16 protein-coding genes and 1 tRNA gene are annotated in these 15,916 nt (G+C 67.6%); 7 read left to right on the top strand and 10 right to left on the bottom strand.

The features are described 5' to 3' along the window. Positions 1-431: 431 nt before the first annotated feature. A tRNA-Ser gene (locus AC06E9_RS05520) sits at positions 432-521 on the bottom strand. Between the two features lie 73 nt (positions 522-594). After that, entirely contained in the window at positions 595-1,587 is a 993-nt protein-coding gene (locus tag AC06E9_RS05515) for a LysR substrate-binding domain-containing protein (RefSeq protein WP_019184298.1), read from the bottom strand. A gap of 126 nt (positions 1,588-1,713) precedes the next feature. On the opposite strand from AC06E9_RS05515, the gene AC06E9_RS05510 reads away from it, so the two are divergent. Further along, positions 1,714-2,295 (top strand): FMN-dependent NADH-azoreductase, encoded by a 582-nt coding sequence (locus AC06E9_RS05510; protein WP_152153302.1) that lies wholly within the window; start codon positions 1,714-1,716, stop codon positions 2,293-2,295. Between the two features lie 171 nt (positions 2,296-2,466). On the opposite strand, the gene AC06E9_RS05505 is transcribed toward AC06E9_RS05510, so the two are convergent. Continuing rightward, positions 2,467-3,045, bottom strand: coding sequence for an OB-fold protein (locus AC06E9_RS05505; protein ID WP_478055644.1), 579 nt, complete (start codon positions 3,043-3,045; stop codon positions 2,467-2,469). 383 nt (positions 3,046-3,428) lie between these two features. Here AC06E9_RS05505 and AC06E9_RS05500 point away from each other — a divergent pair, with 383 nt between their 5' ends. Next, positions 3,429-3,788 carry an SH3 domain-containing protein gene (locus AC06E9_RS05500; protein ID WP_478055643.1) on the top strand — a complete coding sequence of 120 codons (360 nt, stop codon included), beginning with the start codon at positions 3,429-3,431 and terminating at the stop codon, positions 3,786-3,788. Positions 3,789-3,844: 56 nt separating this feature from the next. Here AC06E9_RS05500 and serS read toward each other — a convergent pair whose 3' ends face one another. Next, positions 3,845-5,125, bottom strand: coding sequence for a serine--tRNA ligase (serS, locus tag AC06E9_RS05495; protein ID WP_152153306.1), 1,281 nt, complete (start codon positions 5,123-5,125; stop codon positions 3,845-3,847). A gap of 112 nt (positions 5,126-5,237) precedes the next feature. Here serS and AC06E9_RS05490 point away from each other — a divergent pair, with 112 nt between their 5' ends. Continuing rightward, the gene (locus AC06E9_RS05490; protein ID WP_478055642.1) at positions 5,238-5,873 is read left to right on the top strand and encodes an energy transducer TonB; all 636 of its coding nucleotides are present in this window, start codon (positions 5,238-5,240) and stop codon (positions 5,871-5,873) included. A 148-nt stretch (positions 5,874-6,021) separates the two neighbouring features. Further along, a complete protein-coding gene (locus tag AC06E9_RS05485; RefSeq protein WP_152153310.1) occupies positions 6,022-6,600 on the top strand; it encodes a TonB family protein in 579 nt (192 codons plus the stop codon). Between the two features lie 150 nt (positions 6,601-6,750). Here the strand turns inward: AC06E9_RS05485 and aroA are convergent, their stop codons facing one another. The 4 genes from aroA to AC06E9_RS05465 all read right to left on the bottom strand — a co-directional run bounded on the left by aroA (position 6,751) and on the right by AC06E9_RS05465 (position 11,452). Next, positions 6,751-8,064, bottom strand: a complete 1,314-nt coding sequence (gene aroA, locus AC06E9_RS05480) for a 3-phosphoshikimate 1-carboxyvinyltransferase (RefSeq protein ID WP_478055641.1) — start codon at positions 8,062-8,064, stop codon at positions 6,751-6,753. A gap of 117 nt (positions 8,065-8,181) precedes the next feature. Next, positions 8,182-9,378 carry a prephenate dehydratase gene (gene pheA / locus AC06E9_RS05475; RefSeq protein ID WP_102787963.1) on the bottom strand — a complete coding sequence of 399 codons (1,197 nt, stop codon included), beginning with the start codon at positions 9,376-9,378 and terminating at the stop codon, positions 8,182-8,184. Between the two features lie 51 nt (positions 9,379-9,429). Further along, entirely contained in the window at positions 9,430-10,515 is a 1,086-nt protein-coding gene (serC, locus tag AC06E9_RS05470) for a 3-phosphoserine/phosphohydroxythreonine transaminase (protein ID WP_121037748.1), read from the bottom strand. 136 nt (positions 10,516-10,651) lie between these two features. Beyond that, complete coding sequence (locus AC06E9_RS05465; protein WP_478055640.1) at positions 10,652-11,452, bottom strand: FHA domain-containing protein; 801 nt, start codon at positions 11,450-11,452, stop codon at positions 10,652-10,654. A 121-nt stretch (positions 11,453-11,573) separates the two neighbouring features. On the opposite strand from AC06E9_RS05465, the gene AC06E9_RS05460 reads away from it, so the two are divergent. From AC06E9_RS05460 to AC06E9_RS05450, 3 genes are all read left to right on the top strand, one after another. After that, on the top strand, positions 11,574-11,849 hold the full coding sequence (locus tag AC06E9_RS05460) for a polyhydroxyalkanoic acid system family protein (RefSeq protein WP_121037754.1): 276 nt from the start codon (positions 11,574-11,576) through the stop codon (positions 11,847-11,849). Positions 11,850-11,947: 98 nt separating this feature from the next. After that, positions 11,948-12,442 carry a phasin family protein gene (locus AC06E9_RS05455; RefSeq protein ID WP_019184310.1) on the top strand — a complete coding sequence of 165 codons (495 nt, stop codon included), beginning with the start codon at positions 11,948-11,950 and terminating at the stop codon, positions 12,440-12,442. A 272-nt stretch (positions 12,443-12,714) separates the two neighbouring features. Beyond that, complete coding sequence (locus AC06E9_RS05450; RefSeq protein WP_152153319.1) at positions 12,715-13,728, top strand: restriction endonuclease; 1,014 nt, start codon at positions 12,715-12,717, stop codon at positions 13,726-13,728. Between the two features lie 3 nt (positions 13,729-13,731). On the opposite strand, the gene hutC is transcribed toward AC06E9_RS05450, so the two are convergent. Next, on the bottom strand, positions 13,732-14,475 hold the full coding sequence (hutC, locus tag AC06E9_RS05445; protein ID WP_478055639.1) for a histidine utilization repressor: 744 nt from the start codon (positions 14,473-14,475) through the stop codon (positions 13,732-13,734). Positions 14,476-14,487: 12 nt separating this feature from the next. Next, on the bottom strand, positions 14,488-15,864 hold the full coding sequence (locus AC06E9_RS05440) for a formimidoylglutamate deiminase (protein WP_478055638.1): 1,377 nt from the start codon (positions 15,862-15,864) through the stop codon (positions 14,488-14,490). Positions 15,865-15,916 lie beyond the last annotated feature (52 nt).

The following is a 15,916-nucleotide window of genomic DNA, read 5'->3' as shown; positions in this document are numbered from 1 at the left end:
CACCCTTTTCTCTCCGCCAGATACGCAAAACGCCCCTTCCGGGGCGCTCCGTGCTGATAGAGACCGGTGGCCAGGGATTGTTGGGTGCATCCATGCACCCAACCCTTCCGCGCTGCGCGCTCCAGGGCCAGCCGTCCGGCTGTCCGGATTCGCTCCCGGCGAATCCGTCGAACCCGCGCGGCGTCGGCACCCTTTTCTCTCCGCCAGATACGCAAAACGCCCCTTTTGGGGCGCTCCGTGCTGATAGCGATCGGTGGCCTGAGATTGTTGGGTGCATCCATGCACCCAACCCTTCCGCGCTGCGCGCTCCAGGGCCAGCCGTTCGGCTGTCCGGATTCGCTCCCGGCGAATCCGTCGAACCCGCGTGGCCTCGGCACCCTTTTCTCTCCGCCAGATACGCAAAACGCCCCTTTCGGGGCGCTTTGCGTATCTGGCGGAGAGAGTGGGATTCGAACCCACGGAAGGAATGACCCTTCGCCGGTTTTCAAGACCGGTGCCTTAAACCGCTCGGCCATCTCTCCGGTGTGCGGTCCGGCGCTTGGCCGGGGCCGCATTCTCGCATGACAGGCCCGATTTACCCAAGACCTGCGCGGCTCACCCGGCATCCACCGCCAACGCGCCCAAGGCACTGGCCTTGATCTTTTCCTTGGCCCGCTCGCACGCGCCACCGCAATCCAGGCGCGAAGCCTCCAGCTGCGGCGGCAGGTGTTCGGCCAGGAAGTCGATGAACACCCGCACCGCCGGAAGGAGGCCGCGGCGGGAGGCGAACACGGCGTGGCAGATGCCCTGCGGCAGCGACCAGTCCGGCAGCACCACTTCCAGTTCGCCGTTGCGCACGGCGTCGGCGCAGACGGTTTCCGGCAGCATGGTGATGCCGAAGCCGTCCTTGACCATGCTCTGCAGCAGCGGGAAGTCGAAGCCGGCCACGCGCGGCTGCAGGTCCACGCGGCGGACCGCGCCTTCCGGGCCGTGCAGTTCCCAGCGCTGACGGGCTTCGTCTTCGCTGATGCTCAGGGTGACGTGATTGGTCAGCTCGTCCGGGTCTTTCGGGCGGCCGGCGCGGTCGAGGTACTTGGGGCTGGCCACCAGCAATTCCTGCACCTGGCCGAAGCTGCGCATCACCAGGCTGCCATCGTCATCCAGGCGCGAACGTACGCGCAGGGCGACGTCGTAGCCTTCGTTGATGATGTCCACGCGGCGGTTGCTGATGTTCAGCTGCAGCCGCACCTTGGGGTACTGCGCCAGGAAGATCGGCAGCAGCTTGGGCAGCTGCATCTGCGCGAGTGAGACCGGCACGCTGGCGCGCACCAGGCCGCGCGGCTCGGCGCTGAGGCGATCCACCACCTCGCGTGCGGCCTGGGCCTCGGCAAGCATGGTCTGCGCGTGGCGATGCACGCTGGTGCCGACGTCGGTCACCGCGAAGCGGCGCGTGGAGCGCTGCAGCAGGCGCACGCCCAGGTCGGTTTCCAGCTGGCTGATACGGCGGCTCAGGCGGGATTTGGGGATGCCGAGCGCGCGTTCTGCTGCGGCGAAGCCACCATGATCCACCACCATGGCGAAGTAGTAGAGGTCGTTGAGGTCTTGCATACCGAAGTTCCAGATATAGAACAATACGTGGTATTCAACCACCTTTATTCCAAACAGGCAACAACCTAACCTGATCTCCGTCGGCGGCGCCCTGCCCCGCCCCTCCCCAGATAACAGGTGATTGCCATGAAGCTTCTTCACATCGACGCCAGCGTGCTTGGCGACAACTCGGTCTCCCGCCAGCTCTCCGCCGCCGTGGTCCAGCAGTGGCGCGACCAGGTGCCGGGCCTGGAGGTGAGCTACCGCGACCTCGACGCCCAGCCGGTCCCGCACCTGCGCAGCTCGTCGCTGGCCCAGTCCGACCCGGCCGAAGTGGCCGATGCCGAGCAGGTCCTGGAACAGTTCCTCGCCGCCGACGTGGTGGTCATTGGCTCCCCAATGTACAACTTCAGCGTCGCCTCCACCCTCAAGGCGTGGATTGACCGCCTGGCCGTGGCCGGGCGCACCTTCAAGTACACCGAAAACGGCCCGGTGGGCCTGGCCGGCGGCAAGCGCGTGATCGTGGCCAGCAGCCGCGGTGGCCTGCATACCGGCGCCCCGACCGACTTCCAGGATCCGTACCTGCGCCAAGTGTTCGCCTTCTTCGGCATCGACAACGTCGAGTTCGTGCGTGCCGAGGGCATTGCCTATTCGCCGCAGCACCGCACCGATGCGATTGCGCAGGCGCTGGCCGCGCTGCCGCAGCCGGAAGCACTCGCCGCGGCGTGAGTCAGGCGACCCACACCGTTCCCTCCCCCTCGTCGTGACGGTGTGGTGGTGGGACGCCGGTTCTCTCTCCCCTGCCGGCGCTCCCCCTGATGGCCCCTTTCGGGGCCATCTTTTTGCCTGGCTGCCGGCTGCCGGCGTCCTGCCGCCGCGGCGCGCCTGGCCCCCTGTAACCTACCTCAGGTCACAATGGCGCATTGCCGGGGTCTCCCGTGCCATGCCATCGCCGGTGCAGGCCGCGGTGATGGCCTCGCCTTTACGCAGGCCGGCGGCATCCGTCGTTGTCAGCCCCATCAGCAGCACCCGCGCGTCAGGGCCGGCGGACAAGTGGACGACGGGCTGATCCAGAGAATCGCCCTGGATGGCCTCCACATCGCCGGAGATCACCAGGGGCTTGCCCTTGTAGAGCACGTCGGCGGCGATCTCATTGGCCTGGTAGTCCAGATACAGCTGCCGCGCGGCCAGCTCGATGGTGTCGGCCAGCACGCTGATCGCCTCGCTCTCGGTCTCGGCGGCGTGCGCATCTTCCCGCGGGGCGCTGACTGCGCTCAGCGTTCCGGCAAAGATGGCGATGCCAACGAAGTACACCATCGGCGAGACCATCAGCGAGAGCAGCAACGGTGCGAGACCCCTGGTCACCCCACCGCTGGACATCGCCACGATGGCCAGGGTGAAGGCCACCAGATTCAGTGGCCAGCCGATGAAGAGCCCCAGCCCCGGAAAGGGAATCAGGAAGCACAGCCAGGCGATCACCAGAAGCATCCACGCAGCAGCCCCTGCCGGGTGGAAAGGCGGCGTTGTTGTGCCCACTGCGTTCACGGGGATGGTCCTGCGGGAGGTGAATGACGTTATCCATCGTCGTTGCCGCCCGGCTGCGCGAGTGGACGCAGGTCACATCCCACGGACTCCGCCGGAAACTCCAGAACCGCCCCCTTTGCCCTGCGCGCCTTGTGGGCAGAGGGTTCCGCGCTGGCCGGGAATTCATCTGGTGATCGATGGAGCTCTGCACCGACAGCACAACGGAGTTCCGCCTTACTCGATCAGGCTCTGGACCGGAAGCACCCGACGTGACGCATTCGACCCAAGGCGGTCGCGCAGATCGCTATGCTGATCCGTCCTTCTCTGGATCAGCCCGCATGGACTACCGCGTCACCGCCGCCCACCGCAGCGAATTCCCACATCCGATCACCCTGCAACCCGGCGACGCACTGCAGGTCGGCGAGCGCTATCAGGGGCCCGAAGGCTGGGACAACTGGTATCTGTGCCAGACGCCGGGCCAGGCCGCTGGGTGGGTGCCGGCGCAGGTGATCGGCGGCAACGCACAGGGCGATGCGGTAGCGGCCGAGGCTTACTGTGCGCGCGAACTGGATGTCGACGTGGGCCAGCAGGTGCGCGGTGAGCGCGAGCTCAACAGCTGGGTGTGGTGCGAGGTGGTCGGCGGCACGTCCTCTGGCTGGTTGCCGATGGGCGTGTTGACGCCGATGACGCCCCGGTAGCCACCCACAAAAAACCCGCCTTCCGGCGGGTTTTTTTCATGCGTCACGGCGCTGGATCAACCGATGATCTCGACACCGCCCATGTAGGGCTTGAGCGCATCCGGCACGGTGATGCTGCCGTCGGCGTTCTGGTAGTTCTCCATCACTGCAATCATCGCGCGGCCGACCGCCACGCCGGAGCCGTTGAGCGTGTGCAGCAGCTCGGGCTTGGTGGTTTCCGGGTTGCGCCAGCGTGCCTGCATGCGGCGCGCCTGGAAATCACCGCAGTTGGAGCACGAGGAGATCTCGCGGTAGGTGTCCTGCGAGGGCAGCCACACTTCCAGGTCATAGGTCTTGATGGCCGAAAAGCCCATGTCGCCGGTGCACAGCAGCACCTTGCGGTACGGCAGGCCGAGTTTCTCCAGCACGACTTCCGCACAGCGGGTCATGCGCTGGTGCTCTTCATCGCTCTGCGCCGGGGTGCACGCGGCGACCAGCTCCACCTTCTCGAACTGATGCTGGCGGATCATGCCGCGCACGTCGCGGCCGCCACTGCCGGCTTCGGCACGGAAGCACAGCGAATGGGCGGTCATGCGCAGCGGCAGCTGGTCGGCATCGATGATGTCATCGCGCACGATGTTGGTCAGCGGCACTTCCGAGGTCGGAATCAGGTAGCGCGTGGAATCGCCCACGGCCGTCTTGAACAGATCGTCCTCGAACTTCGGCAGCTGGCTGGTACCGCGCAGCGACTCGGCATTGACCAGCGCCGGCACATTGGTCTCTTCGTAGCCATGCTCGCCGGTGTGCAGGTCTAGCATGAACTGCGCCAGCGCACGGTGCAGCCGCGCGATCGGGCCACGCAGCACGGTGAAACGCGAGCCGGACAGCTTGGCCGCGGTCTCGCCATCCAGCCAGCGGTTGCGGGCGCCCAGCTCGACATGATCAAGCACCGGGAAATCGAACGCGCGCGGGGTGCCCCAGCGCTTCTGTTCGACATTCTCCGACTCATCCTTGCCGGCCGGCACATCCTCGGCGGGCAGGTTCGGAATGCCCAGCGCGATCGCTTCAATCTTCTCGCGCAACTCATCCAGGGCCACTTCCGAGGCCTTCAGCTCATCGGCGAACGCGGCCACCTCGGCCATGATCGCCGAGACATCTTCGCCCTTGGCCTTGGCCTGGCCGATCGCCTTGGAACGGCTGTTGCGCAGGCTCTGCAGCTCCTGCGTGCGCACCTGGATGCGCTTGCGATCGGCTTCCAGCGACTCCAGCCCGGAGACATCCAGCTCGAAACCGCGCGAGGAGCGCAGGCGTTCGGCAAGGTCGGCGGGCTGTTGGCGGAGCAGGGCTGGATCGAGCATGGCGGCAGAGGGGTCTACGGATTCGGAGGGGGATTATCGCCTGTTATGCGTTTTTCTGCCGCCGGTTCATCCCGGGCGTGGCAGAATCGCGGTGATCCATACGGTATGCCCCATGTCTGCTTCCCGCTCGACTTCTGGCAAGAACATCACCTTCCATCTGCCCCGCCGCAGCCTCGTGATCGCCGCGATCGCCTTCGGCGTGGGCCTGCTGCTGTTCCTGGTGGTATGGCTGAGCAGCCGCAACACCGACTTCTACAAGGCCGACCCGGCCGCGCAGACCCCCGCCCAGGTGGCCGACGTGGTGCCGCTGCCCGAGCCGCTGGCCGCTGCCGCCGGCTCCAGCGACATGCCCGACGCCAAGGCCCCGCCGGTCAACGAGGAAAAGCCGCAGCTGGTGGAGACGGCCCCGCCGCCACCGCCGTCCGCCCCGGCTGCGGCCGCCGCACCCGCCGCGCCCACGGCCATGGCGCCGAGCGACCGCCCGCAGCCGATTGCCGACCAGTCGCCGCCGCCGAGTTACCCGCCCGCCGCATTGCGCCGCGGTGACCGCGGCACGGTGGTGGTCCGCGTGGATGTGGATGCCACCGGCTATCCCTCGGCCGTGACGTTGATCCAGCGCAGCGGTTCACGCGACCTTGACCGCGCGGCGTCCGATGCGGTGCGTCGCTGGCGTTTCCAGCCGGCGCAGAACAACGGTGTGCCCGTGCCTGGCAGCCTGGAAGTGCCGTTCGACTTCACGCCGCAGTGAATCATCGCCGCCACGTGCGGCGATTGTGCAACGGCTCAGCAAACTGAACCTCGATGGGAATGCAGTCGTCGCGTTGACGTTGCGCTGACACATCCACAACCGTGTCCGGGCAAGACTGCGGGTGTCACATCGACACCAGGAGTCAGCCATGAGTGTTACCCATGCCCCGGACATGCCCCATTCGCCGCAGCATCAGCGCGACGTGATCGATGAGCCCCACCATCGCCGCACCTCCCCCTGGTTGTGGGTGGCGTTGATCGTGGCGATGTTCGCCGCCGCGCTGGTGTGGTTGCGGTATGCCACCCCGGGCGATACGAACGACGCGCCGGTGGGCCAGCGCATGTTGCCCGCCACCGAAACTGCACCCGTGGCCACCACGCCGGCACCTGCTGAGCGCCAGGCCGCACCGGCGGCCGAGCAGCGCAAGGCGACGCCGGCCGTGCGAAACCGCGAGGCCCGTCCGCTGGCAAGCAACGCCAAGCCGGCTTACCCGCGCACTGCCCTGCGCAGCGGCGTGCAGGGCAGCGTGGTGGCCAGCCTCAACGTGGATACCCGCGGCCAGGTGACCGAGGCGAATATCGTGCAGCGTAGTGGCACGCGTGATCGCGATCTGGATCGAGCGGTACTGACCACCGTGCGCGACTGGAAGTTCGAGCCGGCGATGCACAACGGCCGTGCCGTGGCCAGCGTGGTGCGCGTGCCGGTGGATTTCCGCACCGAGCGCTAAACGGAGGCGCTGAGGCGGAAACGAAAAGGGAGGCCAATGGCCTCCCTTTTTTCATCCCGCGTATCGACGCCACGGCGACAGGTAGTGCCGGGCGCTGCCCGGCAACCACCCAGGTCTCGACGCAGCCGCCGGACAGAGCCGGGCGCTACCTCAAGCGGCGCGAAGCCCGAAGCCGGCGCCCGTCGCCAGGCCATCGAAGTCCGGGAAGGACGTCGCCACGTTGGCGATGTCATTGACGCGCACCTCGCCACTGCTGAGCTGGCCGGCAATCGCGAAGGCCATCGCGATGCGGTGATCGCCGTGACTCTCGATGGTGCCGCTGCCAAGCACGGCGCCGCCATGGATCGTCGCGCCGTCATCGGTTTCATCGACCTGCACGCCCAGGGTACGCAGGCCGGTTGCCATCGCGGCCAGGCGGTCCGATTCCTTGACCCGCAGTTCGGCCGCACCGCGCACCACCGTGTTGCCCTGCGCCGCTGCCGCCGCGACGAACAACGCCGGGAACTCATCGATCATGTCCGGCACCAGCGCTTCGGGAATCTCGGCACCGTGCAGCGGTGCGTAGCGCACCACCAGATCGGCCACCGCTTCCCCACCCTGCTCGGCATGGTTTTCTTCGGTGATGTCCGCGCCCATCAGGCGCAGCGCCGCCAGCAGCCCGGTACGGCGCGGGTTGAGGCCCACCGCACGCAGGCGCAGTTCGGAACCCGGGATGACGCTCGCCGCCACCAGGAAGAACGCGGCCGAGGAGAAATCGGCCGGCACCACGATATCGGTCGGGCGCAGCCGCTGGCCACCACGCAGGCGTGCCTTGCCCGGGGAGAACTCGATATCCACGCCGAACGCGCGCAGCATGCGCTCGCTGTAATCCCGGGTCGGATGCGGCTCGGTGACCGAGGTTTCGCCCTCGGCATACAGGCTGGCCAGCAGCACGGCGGATTTGACCTGCGCGCTGGCGACCGGCGAGGCGAACGCGATGCCGTGCAGCGCCTGCCCCCCGTGTACACGCAGCGGCGGGGTGCCATCGGCCTCGGTATCGATCTTCGCGCCCATCTCGGCCAGCGGACCGGTCACGCGGCGCATCGGGCGGCGCGACAGCGATTCATCCCCGACCATCACCGAGTCAAACGGCTGTGCAGCCAGCAGCCCGGCCAGCAGACGCATGCCGGTGCCGGCATTGCCGCAATCCAGCGGGGCGCTCGGTGCCTTCAGTCCATCCACGCCGACGCCGTGCACGATGCGCTGCGAGGGCGACGGGGTGTCGATGCGCACGCCCATCTGCGAAAAAATCGCCGCGGTGGCGCGGGTGTCTTCGCCTTCCAGGAAGCCATCGATACGCGACACGCCATCGGCCAGCGCGGCAAACATCACCGAGCGGTGCGAGACAGACTTGTCGCCGGGAATGGTCAGGCTGCCCTGCAGGGGCTGGCCCTTGTGGGCGATCCAGTACGGAGATGCGGTCATCGGAAATCCTAGGGGGCGGGCCGCCGCGGCGGCGATGCAACGGTGTGCGGGAGGGGCCGCAGCGCCCCTACGGGCGCCGGGCCGAGCGCAGCGCGCGAGGCGGCTACGCCGGTCGGATCAGGGCACGGCGACCGGATAGGAGCCGAGGATCTTGATCTGCGCCGAGTGCGCTTTGAGCTCGGCCAAGGCCGCCTGCATCGCCTCGTCGTCGACATGGCCGGCCAGATCGATGAAGAAGCCGTACTCCCACTTGGCGTTGTGCGAGGGGCGCGACTCGATCCGGTTCATGCTGATGCCATGCCGCGCGAACGGGCTGAGCACATCGAACAGCGCACCGGGCTTGTCGTGGATGAACACCAGCACCGAGGTGCGGTCGTGGCCGGAGGTCGGGAAGATGTTGCGGCCGATGACCAGGAAGCGCGTGGTGTTGTCCGCGTCGTTCTGGATCGGCTTGGTCACCACCTTCTTCAGGCCGTACACATGCCCGGCGCTCTCGCCACCAATCGCGGCGGCATCATCGGCATTGCGGGCGCGGCGCGCGCCTTCGGCATTGCTGGAGACCGGAATCTTCTCGGCCTTGGGCAGGTTGGCGCGCAGCCACGAGGAGGTCTGCATGAACGACTGCGGGTGGCCGTAGACGCGCTCGACATCCTCCAGCCGGCCACTGCGCGACATCAGGTACTGCTGCACGCGCAGTTCCACTTCGCCGCAGATCTTCAGGTTGGAGGTCAGGAACATATCCAGGGTGATCTGGATGGTGCCCTGCCCCGAGTTCTCCACCGGCACCACGCCGAAATCGGCGTTGCCCGCTTCCACTTCCTGGAACACTTCTTCGATGCTGGCCAACGGCAGGCCCAGCGCCGAGCGGCCGAAGTGCTTGAGCACGGCCTGCTGGCTGAAGGTACCTTCCGGGCCGAGATAGCCGATCTTCAGCGGCTCCTGCTGGGCCAGGCAGGCCGACATGATTTCGCGGTAGACGTGGACCAGCACTTCATCGCTGAGCGGGCCCTCGTTGCGGTCCACCACCATGCGCAGCACCTGCGCTTCGCGCTCGGGGCGGTAGTAATCCACCGCGGCAGCAAGCTTGCCCTTGGCCTTGCCGACCTGGTGGGCGAAGTTGGCGCGCTCGGCGATGAGCGCCTGGATGCTGCGGTCGATATGGTCGATCTTGGCGCGCACGTCCGACAGCACGGGCGCGGCAACGGCCGGCGCGGCGTCGCGCTTGGCGGCCTTGGCCTTCTTCGCGGGAGCAGCCGCCTTGGGCGGGGTCGGCGCTGGCTTGGCAGCCTTGGGCTTGGCGGGTTTGGTGGCCATCTGGGTTCCAATTGCAGTGGGGCGGCGGGCGCCCCGGGAAAAACGAATGCGTCAGCCGTTGCGCTGCTGGAAATCGCGCATGAAGGCGGCCAGCGCCTGCGCGCCCTCCACCGGCATGGCGTTGTACAGCGAGGCGCGGATGCCGCCGACCGCCTTGTGGCCCTTCAGCGCCAGCAGGCCGGCGGCTTTGGATTCACTGACGAAACGCGCGTTGAGCGCCTCGTCGGGCAGGAAGAACGGGATGTTCATGCGCGAGCGTGCGGCCGCGACGACCTCATTGCGGTAGAAGCCGCCGGACTGGTCGATCGCCTCATAGATCAGGCCCGACTTGACCGCGTTGCGGCGGGCGAATGCTTCCACGCCGCCTTCGGCCAGCATCCATTGGAACACCAGCCCGGCCAGGTACCAGTTCCAGGTGGGCGGGGTGTTGAGCATGGAATCGCGCGCAACGTGCGAGCGGTAATCGAAGATGTCCGCACGCGGCTGGCCGCTGCGCTCAAGCAGGTCGCGGCGCACGATCACCACCGACACGCCGACCGGGCCGAGGTTCTTCTGCGCGCCGGCATAGATCAGGCCGTACCGGCTGACATCCAGCGGCTCGCTGGCGATCGAGGAGCTGAAATCGGCGAACAGCGGCACCTCGCCCACGTCCGGGGTGTCACGGAACTCCACCCCGTGGATGGTTTCGTTGGCGGTGATGTGCACGTAGGCCGCGTCATCGGAAAGCTGCCAGCTGGCGCGCGCCGGGATGTCGTGGAAGCCGTTGGCTTCACTGCTCGCGGCGACGTTGACCGTGACGTAAGGGCTGACCTGCTTGATCGCGGTCTTGCCCCAGTGCCCGGTGAGCACGTAATCCACGGTCTGGCCGGGCTGGGCGAAGTTGAGCGCGAGCAGGGCCTGCTGGGTGGTCGCGCCACCGGCCAGAAACAGCACCGCGTAGTCGTCCGGGATGCCGATCAGGCGACGCAGATCGGCCTCGGCCTGGGCGGCGACGGCCATGAACTCCGGGCCGCGGTGGCTCATTTCGACAATGGAGGCGCCCGCGCCGTTCCACTCCAACATCTCTTCCTGCGCCTGGCGCAGGACCGATTCCGGCAACGTTGCAGGGCCGGCACTGAAATTGAACGCGCGCGTCATGTCACACCTATGGGGCAAGACCCCTAGTATGCCGCAGCGCACCAGCCTTTAGGCCTTGCAGCACAAGGCGAATTTGGTTGCAAACGAATCTAATGGCCCACGCGAGACGTGCCTGGTTGCCGGCCAGCGGCCGGCACTACCGCGCCCCGAACCAGAGCAGCCCGCTCAGCGCTGCGGCCAGCAGCAACGCGCTGGCCAGCAGCCACGGCCAGCGTCTCACGCGTTTGGGCGCGGCCACCGGTTCCGGGCGCTGGCGTGCGTCGAAGCCGTCGTCCTCTTCTTCGATCACGATGCGCTTGCGGCCGTCGTGCGGGACTTCGAGCACGAAACGGTGTTGGGCATCGAAGACCAGCTGGTCACCCGGCTGCAGCCAGCAATGGCGAACGGTGACGCCATTGACCCGCGTGGACTCACCCGCGCCCAGGTCGCGCAACAGCAGACGCTCGCCGTGCTGCTCCAGGCGGGCGTGCTGCTCGGCGAAGGCGGGGTCATCGATCACGATGTCCGCCTCGGGTCCGCGGCCGATCACGCGCGGCCGGTCCAGCGTGAAGCTGCGCCCGTGGTGCTGGCCGCCGACCCCACGCAACAGGCGCTGGTCGTCGCCGCCCTCATCGCTGCGTGGCGGCGCGTGCGCGACCGCTTCGCAATCGCCCTGCACCACCATCTCCACGCCGTCGGCGTAGACGGCGTCGCCGGCGCGCAGCAGCGCCATCCGGCGCACCGGGCGGCCGTTGACGTGAATGCCGCGGATGCCGTTGGCGACCTGCAGCCACAGACCGCGGTCATCCAGGCAGAACTGGGCAAGCAGCAAGGTGCCGGGGGTGTCATCGCCAAGCCGGACGGTGCCCGATGCATGACGCACGATGCGCTGCACCCCGGGCCGCAGGGGCTGGTCGGGATGTTGGCGGTGAGTAAAGTGAACTAGCAGGTTCTGCACGCGGCGCAGCCTAGCAGGTTGAATGTCAGGGAAGAAGAAGTGTGACGCAGACCTTGGAGTTGTGCCTGAGGATGCGCACAATGCACGCCCAAATCCGCGCCGTTGTCCGCCAGGAGGCTGTATGTCCACCATCGATATCCGTCACGCCCACGCCCTGCCCGCCGAAAATGCGCGCAAAGCCATCGAAGAAGTCGCCGCCAAACTGTCCGAGCGTTTCGGTCTGCAGTCCAACTGGGTGGGCGACGTGTTGAACTTCAGCGGCTCCGGCGTGGACGGCGCGATCGCGCTGCAGCCCGGCCAGGTGCAGGTCACCGCCAAGCTCGGCTTCCTGCTCTCGGCCATGAAGGGCATGGTGGAAAGCGAGATCCAGCGCGTGCTGCAGGAAAAGCTCGGCTGAACCGACGCCCGGCCCGGCGCTGCACAGGCGCCGGCCATCACATCGCTTGAAGCCGGCGATGCATACGATCCAAGGGTGTCCACCCAAGGGATCGCCCCATGAATTCACCCAACGACTTCGACGATCGCATCCCCGGCGAGAAGCCCTCGCTGCAGGATCAGGCCGAGCGCTTCTCGCGCAAGCTGACCGATTCGGCCCAGCAGATCTGGCTGGCCGGTCTGGGCGCCTTCGGGCGTGCGCAGGCCGAAGGCAGCCGTGTCTTCGACAACCTGGTCAAGGAAGGCGAGAACATCGAGGCCCGCAACCGCGAGCAGACCGGCGATACGCCGCGCTGGCGCGACAATGTCGAGGAACACCTCGGCGAGGCCCGCGAAAAGGCCAGCGGCACCTGGGACAAGGTCGAGAAGGCCTTCGATGACCGGGTCCAGGGCGTGCTCAAGCGTCTGCACATCCCCACCGCCGAGGATGTCGCCGCGCTCAATGCCCGGATCGACGCGCTCAACACCCGGGTCAACCGTGCCGAGGCCCGCAATGCCTCGCCGTCGGCCGATCCATCGCCGGGCACGCACCAGTCGCCGACCTCCGACGCCTGAACTGACCCGCTGCGTCGATTGTTGCAAAGCAGCACGACTTTGTTGACAATCGAAATCGACCCGCCAATCGCTTCCACCGCCGTTTGTTCCCTCCCCTCACGGCTCTGGATTGGCGGGTTTTTTGTGGGCGCTGCTAGCGCAAGGCCCCGCAAAGTGAGACGGCCGTCACCGACGTGACCGCCGGATGCGAACCGCGCCGACAACGACGCGCCGCAGACGTGCAAAGGCGCATATAAACTGTCTATCGCACTTCCCTGTTCATATCCCCCTGCATGCTCTCCTGGATTCTGGCCCTGCTGTTGGCCCTCATCGTCTGGTTCCTGGCCACGGCCTACTTCTGGCTGATCAAACGGAAGCGCAAGGAGACTCAGCTCGGCCTGAATGCCTTGGCCGGCATGCACTGGCGCGAGTTTTCCCTGATCGTCCGGCGCGCGATGCACGAGCAGCGCGGGCTGCAGGATGTACCGGACGAGACCGCAGACAGTCGCGAACCGCGCAGCGATTTCCTGATGCACGACGGTCCGCAGCGCTGGCTGCTCTCCTGCAAGCATGGCCGCGCCTACCGGATCGGCACGGCGGCCGTGAACGAACTGGGTGCCGCCGCGCGCCTAGCCGGTGCCCGTGGCGGCATCCTGATCACCGAGGGCAAGGTGGAGCGCGATGGACGCATCGCCGCTGAGAAACAGAGCGTCGAGGTCCTCGATGGCCCGCTGCTGTGGCCGTTGCTGAAGCCCTACCTGCCGGGCGACATGGAGGCCCGGGTCGAGGCCGGTGCCCGTGGCGAAGCCCTCCGCCGTATCTCGATCGCGGCACTGGGCGCGGCGACGTTGGGCCTGATGGTCGGGCTGGGCTCGCTGACCGCCGGGCTGGAAAAGGAGTGGGCCGACGATGAAACCGCGGCGGCCGCGCCGGCTGCAGCGAAAGCACCCGCGCCGGCCGGCACCCAGCCCACTGCTGCGACGCCTGCGCCGGCAGCCCCGCAGGCCGCTGGCGGCGCGGCCGACGCCGCTCCGCCTGCAATGGAAGCGAACCCGGACGACGCCACGCTGGACCGCTACCAGCAGGAGCTGTCCCGCAACGTGGCCAGCCGCCCCGGCGTGGCCAGTGGCATCTGGCTGACCCGGCAGACGCTGGCGATCAACCGCACCGGCGAGATCGACACGATCTGGCCGCTGATCTGCGAGGAAGTGACCCGCTACCCGGCGCTGCGCACGGTGCGCATCCAGCTCAACCCGCGCCCCGGCGTGGATGAGCCGGTCCGCTGGCGGCAGTGCACCACGCTGTAGGGCTCAGCGCGCGCCCGGCGAGAACCGGGCGACCAGATCGTAGGCATCGCCCAGGAACATCTGCCGCACGCAGGTGATCGGTTGCTCACCGCGCCAGGTGAGGCGGTCGATCACCAGGCACGCCGTGCCGGGTTTGACCTGCAGCAGCGTCGCGGCCGCCTCATCCGCGCCCCAGGCACTGATCCGGTGCTGCGCGCGCGTCCAGGAGACGTTCTGCAGCAGCCAGCTGCCCGGCGCGGTCGTCTCGAAATCCACCTCCAGCACCTCCGGCACGCCGACCGGGCTGATCAGGCGGTGCTCCAGCGCCAACGGCCGGCCATCGGCCAGGTGCAGGCAGCGGATCGCCAGCAGCTTCTCGCCGCCGGCCAGGGTGGTCTCTTCGGCCACCTGCTCGCGCGGGCGCCGGTAGGCACGCTCCAGCAGCTGGTAGGCATAGACGTGCCCGCGCGCTTCCACCGCCATCGCGATATCAGGAATCTCCAGCGCCACCTGTTCCAGGTGCGGCGGCTGGCGCGCGACGAACGAGCCCGCACGGCGGCGGCGCTCGATCATGCCGCTCTCGGCCAGCGCGGTCAGCACCTTGTTCACGGTCATCCGCGAGCAGCCGTACTGCTCCATCAGCTCGTGTTCGTAGGGGATGCGGAAGCCAGGCGCCCACTGTCCACTGAGGATGCGGCTTTCCAGATCAGCACGGATGCGCTGATTGAGGGTTGCTGCTTTCTTGCCCGTCACTCTGGATTCCTGCATGGGAGGGCCGGATCAGACCCTCAACAACGGTCGAAGTGCCGCGGCGAACCGTGCGGCCACCGCCTCGCGTTGCGGGTGGCGACCCTCACGGACCCACTGGCGCCCTTGGCGCCACACCGATCGCACGGCGCCATTACGTGCGGCGAACACCCAGCTGTCAAGCAAGGCATCACCGTCGCGGGCGATCAGCGCCGGGTGGTCCGGATCGAGTTCGACGATGTCAGCCGGTGCACCTGCCTGCAGTCCGGTGGTCACGCCCAGGGCCTGCGCAGCACCGTTCAACGACTGTTCGTACAGCCAGCGGCCGGTGGACTGCCCATCGCCCGGGGCCAGCACGTTGCGCCCGCGCAGTTGCAGGCGCTGGCCGTACTCGAGCAGGCGCAGCTCTTCGGCGGCATCGATCAGCACGTTGGAATCCGAGCCCACGCCGAACCGGCCACCGGCGCGCGCGAAGGCCTGCATCGGGAACAGACCGTCGCCCAGGTTCGCCTCGGTGATCGGGCACAGCCCGGCCACCGCATGGCTGGCGACGATCTGCTGCATCTCCGCCTCGGTGATGTGGGTGGCATGCACCAGGCACCAGCGCGCATCCACCGGCGCGTGTTCGTACAGCCACTGCACCGGCCGCATGCCGCTCCAGGCGACGCAGGCATCGACCTCGCGGGTCTGTTCGGCGATGTGGATGTGGACCGGTCCGGTGTTGAGCGGCAGCAGCGCGGACAGTTCCTCGCCGGTCACCGCGCGCAGGCTGTGCGGGGCAAAGCCGAGCACCGCATCGTCCTGGTCCTGCAGCGCGCGCGTGCAGCCCTGCAGCAGTTCCGCAAAGCCGTCGACATCGTGGATCAGCCGCCGCTGGGCCGGATTCGGCGCGGCGCCGCCGAAATCGGCATGCGCGTAGAACACCGGCAACAGGGTCAGGCCGATGCCACTGGAGTGGGCAGCGGCCGCGATGCGCTCGGCCATTTCGGCACGGTTGGCATACGGCGCGCCGTCCGGGCCATGGTGCAGGTAATGGAACTCGCCGACCCGGGTGAAGCCGGATTCCAGCATCTCCACATAGGCCTGCTCGGCGATCGCCTGCATCGCCTCGGGCTGCAGATGCGCCAGGAAGCGGTACATCAGCTCGCGCCAGCTCCAGAAGCTGTCGCCGCTGTTGCCACCGATCTCAGTCAGCCCGGCCATGCCGCGCTGGAAAGCGTGGCTATGCAGATTGCCCAGGCCCGGCACCGCGATCGCCAGCGCGGTATCGCCCGGCTCGGCCGACACACCTTCGGTCACCTCGAGGAGCGTGCCACCCTGGCTGAGGATGCGCACATCGCGCGCCCAGCCCTGCGGCAGCAGCGCATGGGCAGCGTGGAAACGAAGGATCGGTGCGGGGGTGGCTGACATCACTGGACATCCCGGAAGAGGTGCCTATATTGTATAGACATATACACCGATG

Source organism: Stenotrophomonas sp. Steno-Z10-BAI, from assembly GCF_056393115.1.
This window is presented reverse-complemented; position numbering and strand designations above follow the sequence as displayed.